General features: G+C 63.8%; 18 protein-coding genes. 7 read left to right on the forward strand and 11 right to left on the reverse strand.

The genetic code is table 11. The annotated features are described in order from the left end of the window. Window positions 1-4: 4 nt before the first annotated feature. The 3 genes from CQ12_RS21505 to CQ12_RS21515 all read left to right on the forward strand — a co-directional run bounded on the left by CQ12_RS21505 (window position 5) and on the right by CQ12_RS21515 (window position 2,530). Window positions 5-898, forward strand: a complete 894-nt coding sequence (locus CQ12_RS21505; protein ID WP_057837308.1) for an MBL fold metallo-hydrolase — start codon at window positions 5-7, stop codon at window positions 896-898. Between the two features lie 35 nt (window positions 899-933). Next, window positions 934-1,839, forward strand: coding sequence for an alpha/beta fold hydrolase (locus tag CQ12_RS21510; RefSeq protein ID WP_083519410.1), 906 nt, complete (start codon window positions 934-936; stop codon window positions 1,837-1,839). A gap of 379 nt (window positions 1,840-2,218) precedes the next feature. Then, on the forward strand, window positions 2,219-2,530 hold the full coding sequence (locus tag CQ12_RS21515; RefSeq protein WP_057837310.1) for a hypothetical protein: 312 nt from the start codon (window positions 2,219-2,221) through the stop codon (window positions 2,528-2,530). A gap of 37 nt (window positions 2,531-2,567) precedes the next feature. On the opposite strand, the gene CQ12_RS21520 is transcribed toward CQ12_RS21515, so the two are convergent. The 11 genes from CQ12_RS21520 to CQ12_RS21570 all read right to left on the reverse strand — a co-directional run bounded on the left by CQ12_RS21520 (window position 2,568) and on the right by CQ12_RS21570 (window position 11,518). After that, window positions 2,568-2,978, reverse strand: a complete 411-nt coding sequence (locus CQ12_RS21520; protein WP_057837335.1) for a DUF2000 family protein — start codon at window positions 2,976-2,978, stop codon at window positions 2,568-2,570. Between the two features lie 123 nt (window positions 2,979-3,101). After that, complete coding sequence (locus CQ12_RS21525; protein WP_057837336.1) at window positions 3,102-3,491, reverse strand: DUF4189 domain-containing protein; 390 nt, start codon at window positions 3,489-3,491, stop codon at window positions 3,102-3,104. Window positions 3,492-3,886: 395 nt separating this feature from the next. After that, entirely contained in the window at window positions 3,887-4,225 is a 339-nt protein-coding gene (locus CQ12_RS21530; RefSeq protein ID WP_057837311.1) for a hypothetical protein, read from the reverse strand. A gap of 380 nt (window positions 4,226-4,605) precedes the next feature. Next, entirely contained in the window at window positions 4,606-6,210 is a 1,605-nt protein-coding gene (locus CQ12_RS21535; RefSeq protein WP_057837312.1) for an NTP transferase domain-containing protein, read from the reverse strand. After that, the gene (locus CQ12_RS21540; protein WP_057837313.1) at window positions 6,207-6,911 is read right to left on the reverse strand and encodes an XdhC family protein; all 705 of its coding nucleotides are present in this window, start codon (window positions 6,909-6,911) and stop codon (window positions 6,207-6,209) included. Before CQ12_RS21540 ends, CQ12_RS21535 begins: the two co-directional genes overlap by 4 nt. Then, complete coding sequence (locus CQ12_RS21545) at window positions 6,908-7,237, reverse strand: XdhC family protein (protein WP_025589337.1); 330 nt, start codon at window positions 7,235-7,237, stop codon at window positions 6,908-6,910. Before CQ12_RS21545 ends, CQ12_RS21540 begins: the two co-directional genes overlap by 4 nt. A 13-nt stretch (window positions 7,238-7,250) precedes the next feature. After that, entirely contained in the window at window positions 7,251-8,456 is a 1,206-nt protein-coding gene (locus CQ12_RS21550) for a vWA domain-containing protein (protein WP_057837337.1), read from the reverse strand. A gap of 130 nt (window positions 8,457-8,586) precedes the next feature. After that, complete coding sequence (locus CQ12_RS21555) at window positions 8,587-9,495, reverse strand: AAA family ATPase (protein ID WP_057837314.1); 909 nt, start codon at window positions 9,493-9,495, stop codon at window positions 8,587-8,589. 38 nt (window positions 9,496-9,533) lie between these two features. Next, window positions 9,534-10,337 (reverse strand): FAD binding domain-containing protein, encoded by an 804-nt coding sequence (locus tag CQ12_RS21560; protein ID WP_057837315.1) that lies wholly within the window; start codon window positions 10,335-10,337, stop codon window positions 9,534-9,536. Window positions 10,338-10,373: 36 nt separating this feature from the next. Further along, window positions 10,374-10,853 (reverse strand): (2Fe-2S)-binding protein, encoded by a 480-nt coding sequence (locus CQ12_RS21565; protein WP_057837316.1) that lies wholly within the window; start codon window positions 10,851-10,853, stop codon window positions 10,374-10,376. Between the two features lie 218 nt (window positions 10,854-11,071). After that, a complete protein-coding gene (locus tag CQ12_RS21570) occupies window positions 11,072-11,518 on the reverse strand; it encodes an SRPBCC family protein (RefSeq protein WP_057837317.1) in 447 nt (148 codons plus the stop codon). Between the two features lie 156 nt (window positions 11,519-11,674). Here CQ12_RS21570 and CQ12_RS21575 point away from each other — a divergent pair, with 156 nt between their 5' ends. The 4 genes from CQ12_RS21575 to CQ12_RS21590 all read left to right on the forward strand — a co-directional run bounded on the left by CQ12_RS21575 (window position 11,675) and on the right by CQ12_RS21590 (window position 15,880). Continuing rightward, the gene (locus CQ12_RS21575; protein WP_057837318.1) at window positions 11,675-13,030 is read left to right on the forward strand and encodes a 3-carboxy-cis,cis-muconate cycloisomerase; all 1,356 of its coding nucleotides are present in this window, start codon (window positions 11,675-11,677) and stop codon (window positions 13,028-13,030) included. A 104-nt stretch (window positions 13,031-13,134) separates the two neighbouring features. Further along, a complete protein-coding gene (pcaD, locus tag CQ12_RS21580; RefSeq protein WP_057837319.1) occupies window positions 13,135-13,917 on the forward strand; it encodes a 3-oxoadipate enol-lactonase in 783 nt (260 codons plus the stop codon). A 115-nt stretch (window positions 13,918-14,032) separates the two neighbouring features. Beyond that, complete coding sequence (locus tag CQ12_RS21585; protein ID WP_057837320.1) at window positions 14,033-14,425, forward strand: carboxymuconolactone decarboxylase family protein; 393 nt, start codon at window positions 14,033-14,035, stop codon at window positions 14,423-14,425. A 537-nt stretch (window positions 14,426-14,962) separates the two neighbouring features. Further along, complete coding sequence (locus CQ12_RS21590) at window positions 14,963-15,880, forward strand: ABC transporter permease subunit (RefSeq protein WP_057837321.1); 918 nt, start codon at window positions 14,963-14,965, stop codon at window positions 15,878-15,880. Window positions 15,881-15,916: the final 36 nt, after the last annotated feature.

Consider the following 15,916-nt stretch of genomic DNA (forward strand, 5'->3'; position numbering starts at 1 on the left):
CGCGATGAAGGCAAGGAAAAAGTATACGCGTGCACGACCGGCGCAGACGCAGATCGTCATGCTCGGTACCGGCACGCCGCGACCCGATCCCGCAAGGTCGGGACCGGCGACGGCGATCGTGGTGAATGGCAAACCCTATCTCATCGACTTCGGGCCCGGCGTCATTCGCCGCGCGGCAGCCGCCTACAACAAGGGCATCACGGCATTCGGACCGGCCGCCGCCGAACTCTCGACGGTGTTTCTCACCCACCTGCACGTCGACCACACCGCCGGCTACCCGGACCTGATCCTGACGCCTTGGGTTCTCGGGCGCAGCGAGCCGATCAGCGTTTACGGGCCCCGCGGCCTCCGGGCCATGACAAAACACGTGCTGGCGGCGTGGAAGGTCGATATCGATAACCGCACAAACGGCATCGACCGCCTGCCACGCGCCGGCTGCCGCGTGAACGTGCACGAGATCGCGCCCGGCGTGATCTATTCCGACCGCAACATCCGGGTCACCGCTTTTCCGGTCAGTCACGGCGCGCTTGCCCACGCATTCGGCTTTCGCTTCGAGACGCCGGACAGAATAATCGTCATATCAGGCGATACATCGCCGACTCCCAGTCTCGCCAAGCATTGCGAAGGCTGCGATGTCCTGATTCACGAAGCCTATTCGCTGCAGACGTATCAAAGCGTGTCGCGCAAGTGGCAACATTACCGGCGAAGATACCACACCTCGTCACGCGAGCTTGCCGCGCTCGCCGCGCGCGTGAAGCCTCGGCTGCTGGTGCTCTATCATCGCGCGAACGCCGGCGGCGCAATGACGCTGGCGGACCCGGAAACAGTCCTATTGGACGAGGTCCGACGTCTCTACGATGGACGGGTCGTGACGGCGCATGATCTCGACGTGTTTTGAACGACCGTACCAGATACATTCGACTGGAGGCTGCCATGAGACGCCTTGCTTTTGCCCGCGCAACCATTGGAGCCCTGTTCGTTATGGGCGCCATCAGCACCACGGCTGTGGCCGATGACGTCAAACGAGTCTCCGCCAACGGCACCGAACTTGCTTATGTGGAGGCCGGCCGGGGTGAAGCGGTCATCTTCGTTCACGGCGGCCTTCAGGACTACCGGATGTGGGCCGCGCATCTGCCAAAATTCGCCGACCGTTATCGGGCCATAGCGTACAGCCGCCGCAACCATTTTCCCAACGATGTGAGCCCCGACGGATTGCCGGATGCCGCCGCCGATACGCACGGCGAGGATCTCGCCGCATTCGTGCGCGCACTCGGTCTATCCAAGGTGCGGATCGTGGCGCATTCGTCGGGGGCGCATGCCGCACTCTTCTTTGCGACGAGGCACCCTGACATGCTCATCAGTCTGGCGCTCAACGAGCCGCCGGCCACGGGTCTCTTGGCGGGCCGGCCTGATGTCGCAGACACCTTGAAGGAATGGGGCGGCAAGCAGGTGCCGGCGCGAGAAGCAGCCAAGGCCGGCGACGCACAGCGAGCTATACCGCTCTTCGTGGACGTTGTCGGCGGCCCGGGCGCTTATGAGCGCCGCTCCGATGCCGACAAGAGAATGAATTTGGACAATGTGGCTTCCTTCCAGGCCGACGCGAAGACGAAACTTCCGCGGCCTGTCTTTACCTGCGAGATGGCCAAGGCGATCAAGGTGCCGACGCTGCTATCCGGTGGGGAACGGAGCCCGAAATTCTTTCACCTGATCATGGATCAACTGGAGAGCTGCTTGCCAATCCGGGAGCGCATCACCGTTGCCGGAAGTTCGCACACCGTGCCTTCGGAAAGCCCCGCGGCTTACGATGAGGCTGTCCTTGCGTTTGTGGGCAAGCATTGAAGCGCGCCTCAAGACGGGCGAGCTGCGACGCTTCAGCCCATCGACGATCTTGATCACCTTGCGGTCCTCCGGCATCGGCGTCAATTTGTCGCTCGACACCGCGCACTAACCTTGCGAGAATCTCGAAGATGCAACCGCCCACCAGGGCGGCGGGACTCATGCTTGTCGCCAGCTCCTGGTCGTAGACTTGCATTACTCGCCACCTCGGCTGTGGCGTTGTGACTTTGCCTGCCAGTCAGACAGTCGGGCGCAAATCGCGCCTTCGAAGTGCCGGCGATGTACTGGCAGCATCATGATAGCCGATCGCTGGAAGACAGGTATCGTCGTGGGCGCATCGCCCATAGCCAGCACTTCAAGCAGGAAACAGCGGAGACCTGCCATGATCAGTATCGAGGAAACTTCGGGCAAGCTGGTTCTGAAAACCGGCTCGACCACGCTTACGTTCGACAAGGCTTCCGGCAAGGCGACACTGCAGAGAAAAATGCTGTTGTGGAACAAGAAGCCTGTCGAGTTCGCACTCTCCGAAATCGACGACATCGCGGTGAAGTCGGACGTCGACGGCCTTTCGGGCGCGGCAATCCATCACAGCGTCATGCACAGGCGCAACGGCGAGATCACCGTCCTGACGACCGAGGAAGCCAACGACGCTGCCGAGACCGTAAAGAAGCTGCGTGGATTTGTCGGACTTTAGGTTTCGGGCAAGACGGCTACGGCTCGGACACCATGCGCTAGCTGTGAAACTTCAGCCCGTCGACGATCTTGTCGATCACCTTGCGCTCGGCGCGCATCGCGAGCCCGACCAAGTTGAGCTCGGCACGGATCACGGCCTTGACCACCTCGCGGTTGGCGGCGTCATGGGTGGTCTTGAACATGTCCTCGGTATAGACCGCGGGCGTGACATTGCGCGCCAGCGACCGTTCCAGCGCGCGGGACAGCGCCGGGCGGTCGGCGCCGTAGATCAGGATCGGCTGGCCGATCAGCGACAGATATTTCGTGCCCGATGCGTCGCCATAGGGCTCGCCGATGCAGTCGGGAAACGACGCGGCGATGCCGCCGGCGAGGAAGGACGCGACGTTGAGTTTTTGCCAGGCTTCGAGATCGGTCCGGATCACGACCGCGATCTTGGTGTCGAATTGCATGATGGCTCCCGATGTCATTCCGGGATGGTCCGAAGGACCAGACCCGGAATCTGGAGATTCTCTGGTGCGCAGTTGCGCACCATAGTTCGCGCTAACGCGCGCCCCGGAATGACGATAGCAAGTTTACCCCTTGGCGTCGCAGGCCCAGGCGCGGATGACACATTCCTTGCCGCCGAATTCGTAGCATTTCTTGGTCGCGGCGTTGAGCGAGCTGGAAATCCTGGGCTTCACGGCATAGCCGTGGGCGCCGCAGGGATTGGTCATATCGACGGCAAGTGCGGCGCAGGCACGTTTCATGGCAATAGCGGTGCAGGCGCCCTTGCACTGCTTCAGCGCCGCGCTGCGTGCGTCGGCCTCGGCGGCATAGTCATAAGCCTGGCCATAGGCCCCGCATTTGCCGACCGCCAGCGCGCCGGCGGCCCATGCCCTGGTGATGGTGCTCGAAACAGCCAGTATCAGCGTCAATGCAACGACAAACAACGCGCGGCGCCGTGCCGCGACGGTCGAAACGATCAAAATCCCCTCCCCCGAGGTACCGGGAGAATCTAGCCGCGGGGAGTTTCCAGTTGGTGAACGGAATGGTTGCGTAGGGTGGGCAAAGCGCAGCGTGCCCACCATGGTTCAGCGGATGGGAGAGATGGTGGGCACGCTGCGCTTTGCCCACCCGATCTGCGCGCCTTTGCCCAACCTACAGCCTATAGCTAGCTTGCCCAAAGCCGTCCTAGCAGGTTTTCAAGCGACGCCGCGCAACCCACATAGAATATGAGAAGCTCGATCGCCATCAAATATTTGTCACTGGTCATACTGGCCGTCCTGCTGGCGATTGCTCCTTCCCGCGCTGAAGAACAAAGCGGCCTCTTCCGTGACGTCTACGCGTGCCCGGAACGCGGCCCCTCTTCAGTTTGCGTCTATAGGATAATTCCAAAAGGAAAGCAGGTCACGGTATTGGCCAAGGATTGGAAGAGTTCGGCCCAGCAAAAAGAAAAATTTGCGACCAGTACCGAAGGTTTTTGGAATCGCGTCGAAACCAGCACCCGGCTGCGGGTCGCCAGGCCGCCGCCCAAAGATGCCCCCATGATTGCCGTTCTGGCGGCCGCGCCGGCCATCAAGGAACTCACGTTCAAAGAGATCAAGGACGAAGCGATGGTCGAAAGGATCGGCCGGCATATCAAGGATACGAAGGATTTGAACCTCGCCCCGGATATCCGGCTGCTGAAGACAAGCTTGCTCAGGTTGTCGCCGACCATCTTGTTATCAGAGACATATATGGCGTTGCCTAACGACGTGCCTCTCCTGGAAAAACAATTATCGAACGGCTGCGGTGATTGTGAAAAAGTGCCCTTGGCAGTCGGGCAGACACTGCACGACCTATTCGAAGAAACTCGCTCTACCGAAGCAAAGGTGGAGGAGACCTGCGGCGGCATCGAGCTCGCGTTCGCGCATTCCGGCCGTTCGCAGCTACCTTCTCAGCCACGCAGTTGCTTGCCAAAGCGACTCCTACTCGGCAACCCTGATCCACGATCTTTCGGGGGACAAACCGAGACTCGTTTTCAAGCTGAGCGGGGGATTTTAACGATATGCAACGGGAGAGATGGTGGGCACGCTTCGCTTTGCCCACCCTACGAATCTAATTTCGCCGCGCCGCTTCCAATGCCTGCGGGGTGTCGATGTCGAGGAAGGCGCTTTGGCCGTCGACCGGGACTTCGGCGACGGCCTCGGCGTGCTTGGCGATCAGATGACGGGCGCCGACGTCGCCGTCGAGCGTCATCAATTCTTTAAAGAAGCGGCGTGACCACAGCACGGGATTGCCGCGGCGGCCGTCGCTGACGGGGACGGCGATCAGGTGGCCGCGGTCCGGGGCAAACGTCTCGATCAACTGGTCGATCAATTTGGCCGAGATCAGCGGCATGTCGCCGAGGCAGACGATGGCGCCGTCGGCATTGTCTGGCACCGCCGCGATACCGGCCTTGACCGAAGATGCGAGGCCACCAGCGAAATCGGGGTTGCGGACGAACTTGACGTCGAGGCCCGCCAAGGCCTGCTCGACCAGTTCGGCCTGATGGCCGGTGACGACGACCACTTCGGCTGCCTTCGAAGCCAGCGCCTGCTCGGCGACGATCCGCACCAGTTTCTTGCCGTCGATTTCGGCCAGCAGCTTGTTGGGACCGCCCATCCGCGTCGAGCGGCCGGCGGCGAGCACGATTGCCGTGACGTTGCGGTTGGCCTCGGCATCGATATGGGTGCGCGGCTGCGGCCGCGTGACGATTTCCATCAACAGGCCACCGACGCCCATGCCGGTGAGTTCAGCGCGCGTGACCTTCAGCCCGGCGAGCAACCGCATCAGGACCCAGTCAAAACCGTTTTCGACCGGCGAGCGCGCGCAGCCCGGCGCGCCCAGCACCGGCACGCCGCCGGCGCTGCCGATCAGCAGCAAATTGCCGGGATCGACCGGCATGCCGAAATGCTCGATGGCGCCGCCGACTTCGGTAATCGCGGCCGGGATCACGTCGCGGCGGTCCGCAATCGCGGACGCGCCGAACACGATCACAAGCTCGGCGCCGAGGCCGAGCAACTCCTTGATCGATGTGGCCAGCGCTGCCTCGTCATGCGGCACGCGACGTTCGGCGATGATGCTGGCGCCCGCCGGCGCCAGCCGCTCCGCCGTCACGCGCAAGGTCTTGTCGATGACTTTCGTCGCCAGCCCCGGCAACAGCGTCGAGACCACGCCGACGCGCTTGATGACGTAAGGCGCGATACGCAGCGTGTCCTTGCCCGCAACCTTGACGGCGGCGTCGCGCAGCTTGCCTTCGACCCCGAACGGAATGAGCTTTACCGTCGCGATCATCTCGCCTTCGACCACCGGCTTGAAGGCGGAAAGCGTCGCAAAGGTGATGGCTTCGTCGACGCCGTTGATGCGGTCGACCGCCGATCGGTCCACCACCAGCACGCCGGCCTGCGCCGCGAACAGATTGGCGCGGCCGGTGAAGGCGCGCTCGACATTGACGCCCTCGCCCGCGACCGCCTGCGCGATGCTGGCGGCGGCTTCGTCTTCGGAGACGTCACCCGCTTCCAGCCGCACCACGACGATTTCCTTGACGCCAGCCTTGGTGAGCGCCTCGACCTCGGCGGGGCCGATCGTGGTGCCCTTCTTCAGCACCAGCGATCCCTGCCGCAGCGTATGCACGGTGACGCCGCCAATCGCGTCGGCCGGACTGGCGGGCCCGAACTTCATGCTGCCTGGACCTTCGCGGTTTCTTTCGGCAGCCGCAGCTCGGCGGTGATCTCGGCCATGATCGCGACCGCGATCTCCGACGGCGACACTGCGCCGATGGAAAGCCCGATCGGAGCGTGGATGCGCGCGATATCGGCATCCGATGCGCCCTGTGCCTTCAGCCGCTCGGCGCGCTTGGCATGGGTCTTTCGCGAGCCGAGCGCGCCGATATAGAAGCAGTCGCGCTCGAAGGCGTGCAGCAGCGCCGGATCGTCGATCTTCGGATCATGCGTCACGGCGACGAAGGCCGTGTAGTGATCGACATTGAGCGGCGGCAGCGCGACGTCGGGCCATTCGGCGATCAGCGGCACGTCGGGGAAACGTTCGGGGCTCGCGAACGCCGTGCGCGGATCGACCACCGTCACGTCGTAATCGAGCGAACGCGCCAGCGGCGCCAGCGCCTGGCTGATATGGACGGCGCCGACGATCACGAGGCGTGCGGTCGGCGCGTAGACGTTCAGAAACAGTTTCTTGCCGCCGGACTCGATCATGCCGCTCTTGCCCATGCGGAGCTGCTTTGAAAGCTCGGCACCGAGCGGATCGGTGGCGATATCCCTGGCCTTCACCAGCCGCTGGTCGCCATTGGCAACGTCAGTGACCACGATGACGGGCCGGCGCGCGGCGCGCTCGGCGTTGACCTGCGTCAGGGTTTCGAGTTTCACGACTGGCCCACTTTCTCGACGAAGACGCGGATGGTGCCGCCGCAGGACAGACCGACATTCCAGGCGGTCTCGTCGGCGACGCCGAATTCCAGCATTTTCGGCTTGCCGCTGGCGATCACGTCGAGCGCCTCGGTGACGACGGCGCCCTCGACGCAGCCGCCGGAGACGCTCCCTAAAAACGTGCCGTCATCGTTGATGACAAGGCTGGAGCCCGCCGGGCGCGGGGCCGAGCCCCAGGTCTCGACCACGGTCGCCAGCGCCACGCCATGGCCCGCCTTCTGCCAGTTCTCGGCGGCCTGCAGAATGTCTTCGTCGCGGTTGAGCATGGAAAACCCTCCTTCAGGCTGCCGATCGGATGCGGCTGATGTGGTGGGGCGGGGGCGGCGCCGAAAGCGCCTCGATCAGCCCTTCCATCGACGTCAAGTTATGCACCGGGCGGAATTCGTCAACGTGGGGCAGCATCATTTTGATGCCCTGCGCCTTGGCCTCGAAACCGCTGTAGCGCAGCAAGGGATTGAGCCAGATCAGGCGGCGGCAGGAGCGGTGCAGCCGGTCCATCTCGAAGGCGAGCTTGGCATCCGCCTCACGCTCCAGCCCGTCTGATATCAGCAGCACGATGGCGCCCTGCCCCAGCACGCGGCGACCCCACAATTTGTTGAAGGAGTGCAGCGAGGTCGCGATGCGGGTGCCGCCGGCCCAGTCCTCCACCGAGGACGAACAGCTCGCCAGCGCCTCGTCGGGATCCTTGGCCCGCAGCGCCCGCGTCACATTGGTGAGCCGCGTGCCGAACAGGAATACGGAGACACGCTTGCGGGCATCGGTGATGGCATGGAGGAAGTGCAGGAACAGGCGGGTATATTCGCTCATCGATCCCGATATATCGAGCAGCGCCACGATCGGCGCCGGCTTCTCGATCCGGCCGAGCTTCCTGATGTCGATGATCTCGCCACCGGTGCGAAGGCTGCTGCGCAGGGTGCGGCGCATGTCGAGGCGCAGGCCCTTGGCGTCGGGCTGGTAGCGGCGGGTACGCAGCTCCGCCTGCGGCAGCTTCATGTTGGCGATGGCGCGGGTGACCTCGGCGATCTCGGCCGCGCTCATCTGCGCAAAATCCTTTTTCTGCAGGATCTCCTTGTCGGAGACCGACAGCTTTAGTTCCTGCTGCTGCACTTCCTGCGTCTCGTCGCGCATCGAGGGCTGCGCCAGCGCCTCCTGCACCCGGCGCGAGGCCGGCGGCGGCTTCTTCTTGGCATGGTCCGGCAGCGGCACCGAATCCAGCATGTGCTTCCAGTCCTCGGCAGCCCGGAAGAACAGGTCGAAGGCTTGCGCAAAGATCAGGGCGTGCTCGTGGCGCTTGACGAAGATCGCTTCCAGCGTGGTGTAGACATCGCCGCGATTGCCGATTTCGATCACCTGCAGCGCGTTGAGGGCGTCGATGACCGCGCCGGGACCGACGGGGATGCCGGCCGCGCGCAGCGCGCGGGCGAAGCCGATGACGTTGTCGGCCATGTAACCGGTGGGAGGATTGAGGTGGTCGATGGTGGTCATGGTCAAACCAGTTTCCTCTCCCGTCATTCCGGGGCGATGCGTCAGCATCGAACCCCAATGTGCAATTGCACATTGTGGAATCTCGAGATTCCGGGTCTGGTCCTTCGGACCATCCCGGAATGACGAGCAATCAATTCTCGCTCGTCGCTTCCTTCAAAACCTTCTGCAGCGTGTCGCCCTGCATGCGCGCGATGTCGTCCTGATACTTCAGCAGCGCGCCTAGCGTGTCGCCGACCAGTTGCGGCGTCAGCGAGCGGGCGTCGAGTTCGGTCAGCGCGGTGGCCCAGTCGATGGTCTCGGCGACGCCCGGCGACTTGTAGAAATCCTGGTCCCGCAGCGCCTGCACGAAGCTCACAACCTGCTGCGAAAGCTTGGCGGAAATGCCTGGTACCCGCGACTTGACGATCGCGAGCTCGCGCTCGGCATCGGGATAGTCCACCCAGTGATAGAGACAGCGGCGCTTCAGCGCGTCGTGGATCTCGCGGGTGCGGTTGGAGGTGATGATGACGATCGGCGGCTGCGGCGCCTTGATGGTGCCGAACTCCGGGATCGTCACCTGGAAGTCGCTGAGGATTTCCAGAAGATACGCCTCGAACGCCTCGTCGGCGCGGTCGAGCTCGTCGATCAGCAGCACCGGCGCGCCGGCGACATCAGGCTCCAGCGCCTGCAGCAGCGGGCGCTTGATCAGAAAGCGCTCGGCAAAAATGTCCGACGACAATTGCTCGCGATCGGTATCGCCGGCGGCTTCGGCGAGCCGGATCGCGATCATCTGCGCCGCGCTGCTCCACTCGTAGACCGCAGACGCAACGTCGAGCCCTTCGTAGCATTGCAGGCGGATCAGCTTGCGGCCGAGCGCGGCCGACAGGACCTTGGCGATTTCGGTCTTGCCGACGCCGGCCTCGCCTTCGAGAAACAGCGGCCGGCCCATGCGCAGCGAGAGATAGGTCACCGTCGCCAGCGACCGCTCGGCCAGATAGCCGCGCGAGGTCAGGAGCTCGAGCATCCCATCGACGGATTTGGGCAGCGCCGATGCAGTCATGGGATAGCCAATCTTGATAAGCCGGAAATCGGCAAAACTTACTTCGCCGTCGCCGCTTCGACCGCGCGTCGCGTCAGCACGCCGATCAGGTGCGCGCGATATTCGGCGCTGCCGTGCAGATCGCTGTTCAGCCCATCGGCCGAGGCCGAAACGCCGTCGAGCACCTTGTGCGAGAAGCGCTTCTTCAAGGCCTCCTCGAACGCAGTGGCGCGGAACACGCCGTCCGAGCCCGCGCCGGTGACGGCGACGCGCACATCCGACGGACGCTTGGCGACGAACACGCCGACCAACGCATAACGCGATGCCTGGTTGCGGAACTTGATATAGGCCGCCTTCTTCGGCAGCGGGAACATCACCTTGGTGATGATCTCGTCATTCTCCAGCGCGGTCGAGAACAGGCCCTGGAAGAATTCCTCCGCCTTGAGGCGACGCTTGTTGGTGACGATGGTGGCGCCAAGCGCGAGCACGGCGGCGGGATAATCCGCGGTCGGATCGTTGTTGGCGAGGGAGCCGCCGATCGTGCCCTTGTGGCGCACCGCGGGATCGCCGATTCCGCCCGCGAGTTCGGCGAGCGCGGGAATGGCTTCCCCGACGACGGCTGAGGTCGCGACGGCCGCGTGCTTGGCGGTGGCGCCGATCACCAGCGAACGGCCCTTCATCTCGATCGTATCGAGCCCTTCGATGTGGGAGAGGTCGACCAGATGCGGCGGGCTGGCGAGCCGCTGCTTCATGACCGGCACCAGCGTGTGGCCGCCGGCGATCACCTTGGCGTCTTCGTTCTTCACCAGGAGATTGGCAGCCTGCCGCACGGTCGCCGGACGATGATATTTGAATTCGTACATGAGAATGTCCTGATCGCTATTCGCGATGAAAATCGATTAAGCGGATTTGCCCATCGCCTTGGCGCCGGCGGCGATCGAAGTCACGATGTTCTGATAGCCGGTGCAGCGGCACAGATTACCTTCGAGTTCCTCGCGGATGACGTGGTCCGAAAGATCATGGCCCTTGCGGTTGACCAGATCGACCGCGGTCATGATCATGCCGGGCGTGCAGAAGCCGCACTGCAAGCCGTGATGTTCGCGGAAGGCTTCCTGCATCGGATGCAGCGGCGCGCCGTCGGCAGCCAGGCCTTCGATGGTGCGGACCTCATGGCCGTCGGCCATGACCGCGAGCGTGGTGCAGGACTTCACCGCCTTGCCGTCGAGATGGACGACGCAGGCGCCGCACTGCGAGGTGTCGCAGCCGACATGGGTGCCCGTCAGCCGGAGATTTTCCCGCAGAAACTGGACCAGCAGGGTACGGGAATCGACATTGGCGTTTACGGGATTACCGTTCACGATCAGGGAAATCTTGGCCATCAGCACTCTCTTGGAGCTGCACCTTCCGGATATACCGGCAGCGCAGGCGTTTTATAGTCATTCCAAAGCCCATAATATGGGCCATCCCGGTAATGAGCAACCTCGGGAGCCCCTCGTCTGGGGCATGGCCTGAGTGACTTGACGGGCTGTTCGACGGGGCCGGCGCGCAGGAATCAGTCCGGGTCGGGCCTTGGGTGAACCTTGGGCCAGCCCCTAAATCAGCCCTGCACGGCCTTGCCGAAATTGGTGAAGAATTCGTCGGCCAGCTTCTTGGCCGCGCCGTTGATCAGGCGCTGTCCGAGCTGGGCCAGCTTGCCGCCGATCTGCGCCTCGACGTTGTAGCTCAACAGCGTGCCACCATCCTTTTCGGTGAGCGCGACCGTGGCGCCGCCCTTGGCGAAGCCGGCGACGCCGCCCTCGCCTTCGCCCGAGATCTTGTAGCCGTTGGGCGGGTCGAGATCGCTCAGCATGACCTTGCCCTTGAAGCGGGCGGACACCGGCCCGACCTTCATCTTGGCGGTGGCGCGGAAGCCATTATCCTCGGTCTTTTCCAGCTCCTCGCAGCCGGGAATGCAGGCCTTCAGCACTTCCGGATCGTTCAGCTTGGCCCACACGGCCTCGCGCGACGCCGCAAGCTGGACTTCGCCGTTCATCGTCATGGCCATGGGGTGCCTCCTGGATCGCTTCAACTGTTATCACCCAAGTAAAGCACGCCCGGGCCAAAAGGAAGGGCGATGAGCAAGGCATCTTCGCAACCGCAACAAGTGCTTGGCGACAAGGGCATTGGCTTTGAGAGGCCGGGATGGTTAGGTCGCACAGAGATGAGTACCTCCCTTTCCCCTCTTCTGGCTCCGATGTTGTCGAGCGCGACGATGCGCGCGGTATGCGACGATGCGGCAAGCCTGCAGAACATGCTGGATTTCGAGGCCGCGCTGGCCCGCGCCGAGGCCGCGCTTGGGGTGATTCCGGCCGGTGCCGCAGCAGCGATCACGAATGCGTGCAAGGCCGAATCATTCGACCTTGCCGCGCTGGCTGATGCCGCAACGCGGTCCGGCAACCTCGCCATCCCCCTCGTCAAGGCGCTGACCGCAAATGTCGCCAAGGCGGACGCCGCTGCGGCGCGCTATGTGCATTGGGGCGCGACCAGCCAGGACGTCATCGATACCGGCGCCATGCTCGGGCTTCGCGCCGGTATCGACGCGCTGCTTGCGGACGTCGATCGCGCGATCAAAGGCTTTGCCAAACTGGCGCAGCAACACCGCAATACGCCGGTCGTTGCCCGCACCTGGCTGCAGCATGCGCTGCCGATGCCGTTCGGCTTGAAGCTCGCCGAATATGCCGCGGCGCTGCACCGTTCGAAGCTGCGGCTTGAGCGCCTGCGCAGCGAAACGCTGGCGCTGCAATTCGGCGGCGCCGCCGGCACGCTGGCGGCGCTGGGCGACAAGGGATTGGCGGTCGCGGAAAGGCTGGCGCAGGAGCTGAACCTGCCCTTGCCCGACGCGCCCTGGCACACCCACCGCGACCGCATGGCGGAAGCGGCCGGCACATTCGCGATTCTTGCCGGCACCTGCGGCAAGATCGCGCGCGACGTGTCGCTGATGATGCAGACCGATGTCGGCGAAGCCTTCGAACCGTCGGGCGAAGGCCGCGGCGGCTCGTCCACCATGCCGCACAAGCGCAATCCCGTTGCGGCCGCCAGCGCACTCGCGGCCGCCACTATGGCGCCTAATCTGGCGGCGACGATCTTTGCGGCGCAGGTGCAGGATCACGAGCGCAGCGCCGGCCCCTGGCATGCGGAATGGCCGACACTACCGACGCTGCTGCTGGTCACGTCAGGCGGACTCGCGGCGATCGTCGATATCGCGGAAGGGCTGGAAGTCGACGCCGCGCGCATGCGCCAAAATCTCGATGTGACCGACGGGTTGATCATGGCCGAGGCCGTGGCGATGCGGCTCGCCGAAAAGATCGGCAAGAGCGACGCGCATCATCTGGTCGAGGCGGCCAGCAAGAAGGCGGTCAAGGACAAGAAGCATCTGCGCGACGTGCTGACGAACGACTCGAAGGTCACCGCGCAGCTCGGCGCCGACGAGATTGCTGAACTCTTCGAGCCGATGGCCTATCAGGGCGCCTCGCAGGCGCTGATCGACCGCCTGCTCGCTTCGCTCGATGGGGATTGATGTCATTGCCGGGCTTGACCCGGCAATCCATCACCTTGAATAGAGTTTTTTGTTTGGATGGATGCGCGGGTCAGGCCCGCGCATGACAGCGGAGGCCTAATATCATGCCGATGATCGACGCCGACGGGTGCCTGCTCAACGTATCCGTCGAAGGCCGCGACGGCGGGCCGACGCTGATGCTGTCGAATTCGCTGGGCTCGACCATGCAGATGTGGGAGCCGCAGATGAAGGCGCTGACGCAGGTGTTCCGCGTCATCCGCTATGACCGGCGCGGCCACGGCAAGTCGAGCGTGCCGCCCGGGCCCTACTCGCTGGAGCGCTTCGGCCGCGACGTGCTGGCGATCCTCGACGACCTCAATATCGCCAAGGCGCACTGGTGCGGCCTGTCGATGGGCGGCATGGTCGGGCAATGGCTGGGCGCCAACGCGCCCGACCGATTCGGCAAGATCGTCCTGGCCAACACCTCCTGCTATTACCCGGACCCGACGCGCTGGCACGACCGCATCAAGGCGGTGAAGCAAGGCGGCATCGCCGCGGTCGCCGACGCCGTGCTGGCCGGCTGGCTGACGGCAGACTTTCGCGAGCGCGAGCCGCAGATCGCCGCCAACATGAAGGCGATGATGCTGACCACGCCGGTCGAGGGCTACATCGCCTGCTGCGAGGCGCTGTCGACGCTCGACCAGCGCGAACTCTTGCCCAGGATCAAGAGCCCAACGCTGATCATCGCCGGCCGCCACGACATGTCGACGACGGTCGCGGACGGCGAATTCATGCGCAGCCGGATCCCCGGCGCGAGCATGACGCTGCTCGATGCCGCGCATATTTCCAATGTCGAGCAGCCGCACGCCTTCACCGACGCGGTGATCGGATTCCTGACGCAACGCTAGTTACCGCAACAAACGGCGTCATTGCGAGGAGCGAAGCGACGAAGCAATCCACGCCTCCGCAAGCCGTGAAATGGATTGCTTCGCTTCGCTCGCAATGACGGGGAGAGAACGTACAATGGACGACAACCAACGCCGCGACGACGGCATGGCCCAGCGCCGCAAGGTGCTCGGCAATGAGTGGGTCGACAAGTCGATCAAGAACCGCAACGCGTTCAATACCGATTTCCAGGACCTGATCACCCGCTATGCCTGGGGCGATATCTGGACCCGGCCGCATTTCGATCACCGCACCCGCCGCGTGCTCGTCATCGGCACCATGGTGGCGCTGGGACAGTGGGACGAATTCCGCCTGCATGTGCGCGCAGCACTTAGCGAAGGCGGCTTCACGCCCGACGACATCAAGGAAGTATTGCTACAGCAGGCGATCTATTGCGGCGTGCCGGCGGCCAACCACGCGGTGAAGGAAGCGGGCGCGATCATCGCGGAATTAGGATTGCTGAAGACCTAGTTGGCCCGGCGCTACTCCGCCCTGGGACGCCGCGGACCGCTCGACCGGCGACTGCATCTGGGTCCCGGCTCTGCGGCGCACCGCCAAGGGGCGCTGCGCCGCGTCCGGGACACGAGGGAGAGCGCGCGCAAAAGAAAAGTCCCGCCTCTCGGGCGGGACTTTCTGAGGTCTAACCAACCAGTTCCTCTATCGGTTCTGGCTGGGGTTTTGTCCCTGACGTCCCGGATCCTGCTGCTGGCCCGGCTTTTGGCCGCCGCCCTGCTGCTGTCCAGGCTTCTGTGGGGTTAGTCGGACCCAACGAAGCACCGGCGGGATGGTTGCAGCGGAACAGCGGTTCCGGTTGCGATCACCGGAAGGCAAAGCCGTGTCCGGACTGTGACGGGGGAACCGCTGCGCAAAAACTAGCTCTGTACAAGCCAATTAAGCCGCACCCGGCGCTGTTGCCGCCGCCGGTTCCCACCTGTTAGAAAACGACACGACGCGTCGTCATGGGCTGCCGGAGCTCTCGCCGCGTCCTCATACAAAAAACGGCAGCGCATGGATTACTTCGCCCAGCAACTCATCAACGGCCTCGTGCTCGGCTCGATCTACGGCCTGATCGCCATCGGCTACACCATGGTCTACGGCATCGTCGGCATGATCAATTTCGCCCATGGCGATATTTTCATGATCGGCGGCTTCATCGCCCTGATCACCTTCCTGATCCTGGTTTCATTCGGCCTGACCGCCATCCCGCTGATCCTGCTGATCGTATTGCTGGTATCGATGGCAATCACGGCGCTCTATGGCTGGACGGTCGAGCGCATCGCCTACCGGCCGCTGCGGCACTCGTTCCGCCTGGCGCCGATGCTCTCCGCCATCGGCATGTCATTCGTGCTGACCAATTATTCACAGGTCGCTCAGGGTGCCCGCGTCAAGCCGGTGCCGCCGATCATCACCGGCGGCTATACGCTGCATGAGGGCGCGGAAGGCTTCAACGTGCAGCTTTCCAACATCCAGATCATCGTCGTCCTCACCACCGTGGTGCTGCTGGCGCTGTTCACCTGGCTGGTATCCAGCACGCGGCTCGGCCGCGACATGCGCGCCTGCGAGCAGGACCAGACCATGGCCTCGCTGCTCGGCGTCGATGTCGACCGCACCATCTCCATGACCTTCGTGATCGGTGCGGCGCTCGCCGCGGTCGCCGGCATGATGTACCTGCTCTATTACGGTCTGGTCGATTTCTTCATGGGCTTCGTCGCCGGCATCAAGGCGTTCACCGCCGCAGTCCTCGGCGGCATCGGCTCCCTGCCCGGCGCGATGCTGGGCGGGCTCCTGATCGGCCTGATCGAGACGCTGTGGTCGGCCTATTTCTCGGTCGAGTACAAGGACGTCGCCGCGTTCTCGATCCTGATCGTGGTCCTGATCTTCCTTCCGACCGGCCTGCTCGGCCGGCCCGAAGTCGAAAAAGTCTGACGGGCTGCCGCGTGAGCGCAAACCCCGCCGCCCAAA

The sequence above is a fragment of the Bradyrhizobium jicamae genome, assembly GCF_001440395.1.
Classification (GTDB): Bacteria; Pseudomonadota; Alphaproteobacteria; order Rhizobiales; family Xanthobacteraceae; genus Bradyrhizobium; species Bradyrhizobium jicamae.